Genomic DNA, 9,825 nt, shown 5'->3' on the forward strand with positions numbered 1-9,825 from the left:
GAATAAATATAAATTAATAATTAAGATATATTTAAGGTTTTGAGAATAGTTCATAAGTCGTATTTTTGTCGAAGTTTTTTAAATGGCAGATTGTATTAATTACGAAAAACGTAGTAAAATCAATACCTAATTTAGATGTTAATCATTTAATATATGAAAAAAGTGGGTAACCATAAATCGATTTCAAGGATAATAACGCTTAGTTTAGCGTTTGTATTGTCTATTTCCTCAAGTTCTTTTGCACAAGATGCTGCGCCAGTCGCAACTACAGCCATTGCTCCAACTGCTGGAGGAGATGCTGTGCAAGGAAAAGCCCTTTTTAATGCAAATTGCGCGGCTTGTCACAAGCTAGATGCTAAAATGACTGGGCCTGCTCTGCGTGGCGTAACTGCAAAATACGACAAAGCATGGTTGTATAAATGGGTAAAAAACAGTTCGGCACTTATTGCTTCAGGTGATGCAGATGCTGTAAAAGTTTTTAACGAAAACAACAAGTCTGTAATGACTGCTTTCCCACAATTATCAACTGCTGATGTAGATAATATCTTAGCATATACCGATACTAAAATTGAAACTCCGTCAACACCATTGCCGGGAACAGCAGCGCCAAGTGCTTCTGATGGAATGTCAAGCCACTTAATTTTAGGATTGTTAGCAGGTATTTTAGCTATTCTAGTTGCTATGTTGTTTATGGTAAACAATGTGCTGAACAAAATTGCAAAAGCAAATGGTATTGAGGTAGCTGAAAAAGCAAAATCGATGCCTATCTGGAAAGCATTTGCTAAAAATCAGTTTTTAATATTGGTTACAGTGATATTCTTAATGTTAACGAGTGCATTCTTTGTTTATGGTTATTTATCTCAAATAGGTGTCGATAAAGATTATGCGCCAATTCAGCCAATACACTATTCACACAAAATTCACGCTGGAGAAAATGGTATCGATTGTAAGTACTGTCACTCATCTGCAAGAACAAGTAAGAATGCTGGAATTCCTTCCTTAAATGTTTGTATGAATTGCCATAAAAATATTTCTGAATTTGCAGGAAGTAAAGATTCAATTTATGATTATTCGAAAGAATTTTACACAGGTGAGATTCAAAAATTATACAGCGCAGTTGGTTGGGATAAAACAACTCAGAAGTATACTGGAAAAACACAACCAGTAAAATGGGTTAGAATTCATAACTTACCTGATTTTGTTTACTTCAATCACTCACAACACGTAACTGTTGCAGGAATTGAATGTCAAAAATGTCACGGACCAGTTGAGACGTATGAAATCCAAAGACAATTTGCTCCACTTACAATGGGTTGGTGTATAAACTGTCACCGAGAAACGGATGTTAAAGTTGAAGGAAACGATTATTACAAAAAAATTCATGAAGAACTTTCTAAAAAATATGGTGTAGACAAATTGACTGCAGCGCAAATGGGAGGTTTAGAATGTGGTAAATGCCATTACTAAAAAAGTTAAATGGTTAATCGTTAACCTAAAACTAAATGACGAATAAACAAATTACCGAATAAACGAATAAACGAATAAGAAAATATGTCATCAAACAAAAAATACTGGAAAAGTGTTGAAGAACTAAACGAAAATAGTTCTATTGTTGAGACGCTTAGAAATAACGAATTTGTGGAAGAAATTCCAACAAATGAATTTTTAGGTGATGCTGCTACTTTAGCTACATCTTCTACAACACGTCGTGACTTTCTTAAGTACGTTGGATTTACTACGGCTGCTGCTTCACTTGCAGCTTGTGAAGGTCCAGTGCATAAGTCAATTCCTTATGTAGTTCAACCTGAAGAAATTATCCCTGGTGTAGCCGATTATTATGCGACTACAATTGCCGATGGTTTCGATTTTGCTAATATTTTAGTAAAAACTCGTGAAGGTCGTCCTATCAAAATAGAAAATAATAAAATTGCTGGTGCAAACTTCCATGCAAATGCTCGTGTTCATGCGTCTGTATTGTCATTGTATGATAGTATGCGTTTGAAATCTTCTAAAATTGCTGGTAAAAATGCAACTTGGGAACAAGCAAATGCTAAAATTATCGCTAGTGTTGCTGATGCTAAAGCTAAAGGAGGAAAAGTAGTATTGCTAACAAATACTTCTGCAAGTCCATCTACTGATAAATTGATTGCTCAGTTTTTAGCTTCAAATTCAAATGCAAAACATGTAACGTATGATGCAGTTTCTTCATCGGAAGCGTTAGATGCTTTTCAAGCGGTTTATGGCGAAAGAGCTTTAGCGGAATATGATTTCTCAAAAGCAAATGTAATTGTTTCTGTTGGTGCAGATTTCTTAGGAGATTGGCAAGGTGGTGGTTTCGATTCAGGATATGCACAAGGACGTATTCCTCAAAACGGAAGAATGTCACGTCACTTTCAGTTTGAAGCAAACATGACTTTGTCTGGAGCTGCTGCTGATAAGCGTGTGCCAATGACAGTTGCTAATCAAAAACAAGCATTAGTTCAAATATACAATGTAATTACTGGTTCTTCTATAGGTTCTTCTAAAGATGAGATGGTAATGAAAGCAGCACAACAACTAAAAGCAGCTGGAAGTAAAGGTGTTTTAGTTTGTGGTATCGATGATAAAAATGCACAATTGTTAGTTTTGGCTATCAATAGAGCATTGTCAAGCGAAGCTTTTAATACATCGAATACACGTCAAATCCGTAAAGGAAATAACGCTGATGTAAAACAACTTTTAGCTGATATAAAATCAGGAGCTGTTCATACCTTAATTATGAATGGTGTAAATCCAGTTTATTCTTTGCCAAACGGAAAAGAATTCGCTGATTCATTGAAAAAAGTAAAACTTTCTGTTGCATTTGCAATGAAAGAAGATGAAACTGCTTCAATAGCAAATGTAGCAGTAGCTACACCACATTATTTAGAATCATGGGGAGATGTAAGTATTGTTAAAGGGAGTTATGCCTTAACACAACCTACAATCCGTCCTTTATTTGATACGGTTCAATTTCAAGATGCTTTATTGTCTTGGACAGGAAACTCACAAACATATTATAATTATTTACGTGCTTCTTGGTCAGGTGCAAAATCATGGAATCAATTGGTTCATGATGGTGTAGCTGTTACAGAAGGAATTTCAGCTGGTGCTGGAGCTGGTGCCGATTTTAACGGAGCTGCTTCAACTTTAGCGAAAGCCACTTCAAAAGGATTGGAATTAGTATTGTATACTAAAACTGGTTTAGGAGATGGTCAGCAAGCAAACAATCCTTGGTTACAAGAATTCCCAGATCCAATTACAAGAGCGTCATGGGATAATTATTTAACTATTTCTCAAATAGACGCTACGGCAGCTGGAATAGAAAACTGGAACGTTGCAAATGGTGGTCTTAACGGAAGTTATACTACTTTGACTGTTGATGGTAAAAAATTGGAAAAAGTTCCAGTAATTATTCAACCAGGTCAAGCAAAAGGAACGGTTGGATTGGCATTGGGTTACGGTCGTAAAGCGGCTATGAAAGAAGAAATGCAAGTAGGTGTAAATGCCTATACTTTATATAATAACTTTAGTAATGTACAAAATGTTACAATCGCTAAAGAAGACGGAGAGCATGAATTTGCTTGTGTTCAGTTACAAAGAACATTAATGGGTCGCGGAGATATTATCAAAGAAACTTCTCTGGATATATTTAATACTAAAGAAGCTGGAGAATGGAATCTAGTTCCTATGGTTTCTTTAGATCATAAAGAAGTAGCGGCTACCACTGTTGATTTATGGGAATCTTTTGATCGTTCAGTAGGACATCACTTTAATCTTTCTATTGATTTAAATGCTTGTACAGGATGTGGAGCTTGTGTTATTGCTTGTCATGCAGAGAATAATGTACCAGTAGTTGGAAAATCAGAAGTAAGAAGAAGTCGTGATATGCACTGGTTGCGTATAGATAGGTATTATTCTTCTGAAACAACTTTTGAAGGAGATAATAAAACCAAAGAGGGAAGCGACGGATTGATGGATTCTATTTCTACGTTACGTGGAATGGAAACTCCTTCGGATAATCCTCAAGTTGCTTTTCAGCCTGTAATGTGTCAACACTGTAATCACGCGCCTTGTGAAACTGTTTGTCCTGTTGCGGCAACTTCGCACAGTCGTCAAGGTCAAAACCACATGGCTTATAACAGATGTGTAGGTACAAGATATTGTGCAAACAACTGTCCTTATAAAGTACGTCGTTTTAACTGGTTCTTATACAACGGAAACGATGAGTTCGATTATCACATGAATGATGATTTAGGGCGTATGGTATTAAATCCAGACGTAAATGTTCGTTCTCGTGGAGTAATGGAAAAATGTTCTATGTGTATTCAAATGACACAAAGTACAATTCTAACTGCAAAACGTGAAGGAAGAGAAGTGAAAGCTGATGAGTTTCAAACGGCTTGTTCTAATGCTTGTACTTCTGGTGCGATGGTCTTTGGAGATGTAAACAACAAAGAAGACAAAGTAACAGAATTATCTGAAGATAAAAGAATGTATCACTTGTTAGAACACATTGGTACAAAACCAAATGTGTTTTATCACGTAAAAGTTAGAAATTAGTAATAATAGGTACAAAGTAGAATTGTAAAATATAGATATGAAAGATGATTTTTTTAAATCTGAAATCTAAAATCTAAAATCTAAAATTAAATTATGTCGTCTCATTACGAAGCACCCATTAGAAAACCTTTGGTTTTTGGTAACAAAAGTTATCATGACGTTACAGTAGATGTAGCTAGACCAGTTGAAGGTAGAGCCAATAAACAATGGTGGACAGTATTTTATATAGCTTTAGCTGCATTTTTGTGGGGATTAAGCTGTATGATTTATACCATTACAACAGGTATTGGAACTTGGGGATTAAATAAAACAGTAGGTTGGGCTTGGGATATTACCAACTTTGTTTGGTGGGTTGGTATTGGTCACGCGGGAACCTTAATCTCAGCAGTATTATTGTTATTCCGTCAGAAATGGAGAATGGCTATTAACCGTTCTGCAGAAGCAATGACCATTTTCTCTGTAATGCAAGCAGGTTTGTTTCCAATTATTCACATGGGTCGTCCATGGTTAGGATACTGGGTTTTACCTATTCCGAATCAGTTTGGTTCACTTTGGGTAAACTTTAACTCGCCATTACTTTGGGACGTTTTTGCAATCTCGACATACTTGTCTGTATCATTAGTTTTCTGGTGGACAGGTTTGTTGCCTGATTTTGCGATGATTAGAGATAGAGCTGTAACGCCTTTTAATAAAAGAGTTTACTCTATATTGAGTTTTGGTTGGTCAGGTCGTGCAAAAGATTGGCAACGTTTTGAAGAGGTTTCACTTGTTTTGGCAGGTTTAGCGACTCCACTTGTACTTTCAGTACATACGATTGTATCTTTTGACTTTGCTACGTCTATTGTACCAGGTTGGCATACAACTATTCTTCCTCCATATTTTGTGGCAGGAGCAGTATTTTCAGGATTTGCTATGGTAAATACTTTGCTTATTATTATGAGAAAAGTATCAAACTTAGAAGATTATATCACGATTCAACATATCGAATTAATGAATATTGTAATCATGATTACAGGTTCTATCGTAGGTTGTGCGTATATTACTGAGCTTTTTGTAGCATGGTATTCAGGTGTAGAATATGAGCAATATGCGTTCTTAAACAGAGCAACCGGACCTTACTGGTGGGCATATTGGGCAATGATGACTTGTAATGTGTTTTCTCCGCAATTTATGTGGTTCAAAAAATTAAGAACAAGTATTATGTTCTCATTTATTATATCAATTGTAGTAAATATAGGGATGTGGTTTGAACGTTTTGTAATTATCGTAACTTCGTTACACCGTGATTACTTGCCATCATCTTGGACAATGTTTCAGCCAACATTTGTAGACATAGGTATTTTTATAGGTACAATTGGATTCTTTTTCGTGTTATTTTTACTTTATTCTAGATCATTCCCTGTGATTGCTCAAGCTGAAGTAAAAACTATCTTGAAATCATCGGGAGATAATTACAAAAGAGAAAGAGAACAAAATGGACATAATCACGATAATCACTAATAAGTCATGAGTAATAAAGTAATACATGCACTATATAATGATGATGATGTTTTGATGGATGCTGTAAAGCAAACCAGATTAGCACATCACCATATTGAAGAAGTTTATACACCATTTCCAGTTCACGGATTAGATAAGGCTATGGGACTTGCACCTACAAGAATTGCGATTTGTGCCTTTTTGTATGGTTTAACAGGTTTGTCTTTTGGAACTTGGATGATGAATTTTGTAATGATTCAAGATTGGCCACAAGATATTGGAGGAAAACCTAGTTTTTCTTACATTCAAAACATGCCATCGTTCGTGCCAATTATGTTTGAAGAAACTGTGTTTTTTGCAGCGCATTTAATGGTGATTACTTTTTATATGAGAAGTAAATTATGGCCATTCAAACAAGCAGAAAATCCAGATGTTCGTACAACAGATGATCACTTCTTGATGGAAGTTTCAGTAAATAATAATGAAGATGATTTAATTTCTTTCCTAAAAAACACAGGAGCAGTAGAAGTTAAAGTAGTTGATAAGCATTAATCAGAACTATGAAAAAAGTATATACACTAGCAGTTTTAATGGGGTTGTCTTCATTGCTGTTTTCATGTCAAGATAAATTAAAGCCTAATTATCAGTTGTTTCCTAATATGTATGAATCTGCGGGTTACGAAACATATTCAGAGTCAGCAGCTTTTAATAATGGAAAAGAAGGACAACTTCCTGTACAAGGAACTGTAAAAAGAGGTTTTGTACCTTATGAAATTCCAAATACACCAGCAGGTTATTTGGCATCAAAAAATGTAAAAAATTCTCCCTTAGACTCAGCAGCAGTTGATTTTGAAAAAGCAAAAGAATTGTACAATATTTATTGTGCTATTTGTCATGGAGAAAAGGGAGATGGAAATGGAAATTTAGTTAAAAGAGAGAAATTTCTTGGGGTTCCTAGTTATGCCGCTAGAGATGTTTCTGTAGGAAGTATTTACCATGTTCAAACATACGGATTAAATTCGATGGGATCATATGCCAACCAATTGTCACAAAAAGAGAGATGGCAAGTTTCTGTTTATGTTTTGAAACTTAAGTCTGAATTATAATTGTAAAACAATCTATTTATAAATTATGTATACATTTTCAAGCAAATTAAAAAACTTATCATTCATCTTAATGCTTTTAGGAGCATTAGGAATTGGATATGGTTTTTTCAATGCCCCTAAAAATACACAAGAAGTAGAAGCTATTCTTGCTGCAGGACACGGAGAACATGGTGCGGCTACAGAAGCTCACGCAACTGCTGACCATGCAACCAAAGCGAAACATGATGCAGCACCTGCTCATGAAGAAGAATCTCACAAAGAAGAAATTGTTGTGAAAGATTCAGCTCACGCTGTTGTGAGTAATCTAGAGTCAATTGCTAATGGTGTAGAAGAAGCTCACACTGCTGTTGCAGTAGTTGACGCTCCTGCTCATGAAGCACACAATGCGGATTCAAAAGGTCATGAAGTAGCAGAACATGATGCACATGCAGAACACGTCGAGCATGTTGAACATGTTTTTCATCAATTGCAAAATAAACCATGGGCTGCACTATACGTTGCTGCATTATTCTTTATGTTAATATCACTTGGAGTTTTAGCATTTTATGCTATTCAACACGCTGCACAAGCAGGTTGGTCTCCAGTATTATTTAGAGTAATGGAAGCCATAACTTCTTATTTAGTTCCTGGTGCAATCATTGTATATGTATTGTTAGTATTATCAAGTTTGCATTTCAATCATTTATTTGTTTGGATGGATCCTGAAGTTGTAAAACATGATGAATTAATTCAAGGTAAATCAGGTTATTTAAATGTGCCTTTCTTCTTAATTAGAGCTGCTATATTTATGGGCGGTTGGATTTTCTATCGTCAGTATACTCGTAAAAATGCTTTATTATTAGACGAAACAAATGATGCAACATATTACAAGAAAAATTTTAAAGCATCAGCAGCATTTTTAGCATTTTTCTTGGTGTCAGAATCTATGATGTCTTGGGATTGGATTATGTCTGTAGATCCTCACTGGTATAGTACTTTATTTGGTTGGTATGTGTTTGCAAGTTTCTTCGTGAGTGGAATCACTGTGATTGCATTAACAACATTGTACTTAAAATCTAAAGGATATTTAGAAAATGTTAATAATAGTCACTTGCACGATTTAGCTAAATTTATGTTTGGAATATCTGTATTCTGGACTTACTTATGGTTCTCTCAATTTATGTTAATGTGGTATGCAAATATACCTGAAGAAGTAACTTACTTTAAATTTAGAATCGAACATTATAATTTGCCTTTCTTCGGAATGGTAGCGATGAACTTTGTATTTCCAATTTTAATTTTAATAAATACAGATTTCAAACGTGTACCTTGTATTATATCTATGGCTGGAATTGTAATTTTATGTGGTCACTATTTAGATTTTCATAATATGATTTATCCTGCTACAGTAGGAGATCAATGGTTTATTGGAGTTTCAGAAATAAGTTCAATACTCTTTTTTGCTGGCTTGTTTATATTTGTTGTGTTTACAACACTTACTAAAGAACCATTATTTCCAAAAGGGAATCCACTTATTGAAGAAAGTAAGCATTTTCATTATTAATATTTAAACAAAAAACAGATGACAAGTTTGTTGGTAATTATAGTTTTACTTTTATTAGGAGTTGCAATTTGGCAAATGACGAAGATATTCGATTTGACACAAGTTGGAGTTAATAATGACAATTCGCAAATTGCAAATAATAAGGATAATAATATTCAAGGATATTTAATGTTTGGTTTTCTAGCCTTCCTTTATATCTTTACAATTTATGGTTTATTCAAATGGAGTCACTTGGTACTTACAAATCCAGCTTCTGAACATGGAGCAGATTATGATAACCTAATGTGGATTACTTTTGGCGTTGTATTTTTTGTACAAGCAATAACTCAAGCACTTTTGCACTACTTTGCTTTCAAATACAGAGGTGAAGAAGGAAAAAAAGCAGTTTATTTTGCTGACAATGATAAATTAGAATTTATCTGGACAATTATTCCAGTATTCGTTTTAGCAGGGTTAATACTTTACGGATTATATACTTGGACAAATATTATGTTTGTTGATGAAGATGAAGATGTAATGTATGTTGAATTATATGCTAAACAATTTGCTTGGGAAGCTCGTTATTCTGGTAAAGACAATGTTCTTGGAAAAGCGAATGTCCGTCTAATAGAAGGAATCAACACGATGGGTGTAGACATGGAAGACCCTAATGCTCAAGATGATATTGCAACAACAGAATTGCATTTACCGAAAGGTAAAAAAGTGGTTTTCAAAATTCGTTCACAAGATGTTTTGCATTCTGCATATATGCCACATTTTAGAGCACAAATGAACTGTGTGCCAGGAATGGTAACTCAATTTGCATTCAGACCTATCAAAACAACTGATGAAATGCGTCAAAGTGATGATATGATTGAAAAAGTTGCAAACATTAACAAAATTCGTTCTAAGAAAAGTGCTGAGTTGGTTGCTAATGGAGAATCTCCTCTAGATCCTTATACTTTTGATTATCTTTTATTATGTAATAAAATTTGTGGTGCTTCTCACTACAATATGCAAATGAAGATTGTTATCGATACTCCAGAAGAGTATGCTAAATGGTTGAAAGATAAAGGAACAATCGTGAAAGCAGTTGCTGACGAAAAAGCGGCTAAAGCGGCAGAAAGTATGCCAGTT

At 34.7% G+C, this 9,825-nt stretch carries 7 protein-coding genes; all 7 read left to right on the forward strand.

Features of this window, described 5'->3' with window-relative positions; genetic code table 11:
• The first annotated feature begins 153 nt into the window (after positions 1–153).
• Complete coding sequence (locus ACHZC3_RS08145; protein ID WP_394759368.1) at positions 154–1,467, forward strand: c-type cytochrome; 1,314 nt, start codon at positions 154–156, stop codon at positions 1,465–1,467.
• 84 nt (positions 1,468–1,551) lie between these two features.
• Positions 1,552–4,581, forward strand: a complete 3,030-nt coding sequence (locus ACHZC3_RS08150) for a TAT-variant-translocated molybdopterin oxidoreductase (protein WP_394759369.1) — start codon at positions 1,552–1,554, stop codon at positions 4,579–4,581.
• A 93-nt stretch (positions 4,582–4,674) separates the two neighbouring features.
• Positions 4,675–6,081, forward strand: coding sequence for an NrfD/PsrC family molybdoenzyme membrane anchor subunit (gene nrfD, locus ACHZC3_RS08155; RefSeq protein ID WP_394759370.1), 1,407 nt, complete (start codon positions 4,675–4,677; stop codon positions 6,079–6,081).
• 6 nt (positions 6,082–6,087) lie between these two features.
• On the forward strand, positions 6,088–6,612 hold the full coding sequence (locus ACHZC3_RS08160) for a DUF3341 domain-containing protein (protein ID WP_394759371.1): 525 nt from the start codon (positions 6,088–6,090) through the stop codon (positions 6,610–6,612).
• An 8-nt stretch (positions 6,613–6,620) separates the two neighbouring features.
• Positions 6,621–7,166, forward strand: a complete 546-nt coding sequence (locus ACHZC3_RS08165; RefSeq protein ID WP_394759372.1) for a c-type cytochrome — start codon at positions 6,621–6,623, stop codon at positions 7,164–7,166.
• Between the two features lie 25 nt (positions 7,167–7,191).
• Positions 7,192–8,709 carry a quinol:cytochrome C oxidoreductase gene (locus ACHZC3_RS08170; RefSeq protein WP_394759373.1) on the forward strand — a complete coding sequence of 506 codons (1,518 nt, stop codon included), beginning with the start codon at positions 7,192–7,194 and terminating at the stop codon, positions 8,707–8,709.
• An 18-nt stretch (positions 8,710–8,727) separates the two neighbouring features.
• A partial coding sequence (locus tag ACHZC3_RS08175) for a cytochrome c oxidase subunit II (protein WP_394759374.1) occupies positions 8,728–9,825 on the forward strand: 1,098 nt, incomplete at its 3' end.

Origin of the sequence: Flavobacterium sp. (assembly GCF_043720215.1) — a bacterium.
Lineage (GTDB): Bacteria > Bacteroidota > Bacteroidia > Flavobacteriales > Flavobacteriaceae > Flavobacterium.

Coding starts and splice junctions, on each gene's coding strand:
- ACHZC3_RS08145 (WP_394759368.1), top strand. CDS start 154: ATGAAAAAAGTGGGTAACCATAAATCGATTTCAAGGATAATAACGCTT.
- ACHZC3_RS08150 (WP_394759369.1), top strand. CDS start 1,552: ATGTCATCAAACAAAAAATACTGGAAAAGTGTTGAAGAACTAAACGAA.
- nrfD (WP_394759370.1), top strand. CDS start 4,675: ATGTCGTCTCATTACGAAGCACCCATTAGAAAACCTTTGGTTTTTGGT.
- ACHZC3_RS08160 (WP_394759371.1), top strand. CDS start 6,088: ATGAGTAATAAAGTAATACATGCACTATATAATGATGATGATGTTTTG.
- ACHZC3_RS08165 (WP_394759372.1), top strand. CDS start 6,621: ATGAAAAAAGTATATACACTAGCAGTTTTAATGGGGTTGTCTTCATTG.
- ACHZC3_RS08170 (WP_394759373.1), top strand. CDS start 7,192: ATGTATACATTTTCAAGCAAATTAAAAAACTTATCATTCATCTTAATG.